The sequence below is a fragment of the Rhodosalinus halophilus genome (assembly GCF_003298775.1).
In the GTDB taxonomy this organism is placed as follows: Bacteria; Pseudomonadota; Alphaproteobacteria; order Rhodobacterales; family Rhodobacteraceae; genus Rhodosalinus; species Rhodosalinus halophilus.
Window position 1 is genome coordinate 1 of sequence record NZ_QNTQ01000071.1, and the last position, 437, is coordinate 437.

At 72.5% G+C, this 437-nt stretch carries 2 protein-coding genes; both read left to right on the forward strand.

Features of this window, described 5'->3' with window-relative positions:
• A partial coding sequence (locus DRV85_RS19310) for a hypothetical protein (protein ID WP_199526110.1) occupies positions 1-194 on the forward strand: 194 nt, incomplete at its 5' end.
• A 76-nt stretch (positions 195-270) separates the two neighbouring features.
• On the forward strand, positions 271-437 hold a 167-nt coding region (locus DRV85_RS18910), incomplete at its 3' end, for a DUF1194 domain-containing protein (RefSeq protein ID WP_113291006.1).

Sequence of the window (437 nt, forward strand, 5' to 3'; positions counted from 1 at the left end):
CGCGGCTGGACCGGGTCTACGACTCCTCGGCGGCCCGGAGGGCGCTGGACTGGCGGCCGCGCCACGACTTTCGCACGGTGCTCGCGCGCATCGCCGGGGGCGGTTCGGTGCTGAGCCCGCTGGCGCGCGAGATCGGGATCAAGGGATACCACCGCGACCGATACGCCGACGGCCTCTATCCGGTCAGCGAGTGAGCGGCGGCCGCGCGGGCGCCGCCCCTCCCGGCGATGTTACTGGACAGGCGGCCTGCGCGCCTGCCCTAATCGAGAGATGCGTGGCTGGCTCACCTGCGTCTTCCTGCTCGCCCCCCTTGCCGCGCCGGCCTGGGAGCCGGAGGGCATTGAGGTCGATCTTGAACTCGTGCTCGCGGTGGACGTGTCGCGCTCGATGTCGCCCGACGAGCTCGAGGTGCAGCGGCGCGGCTACGCCGAGGCACT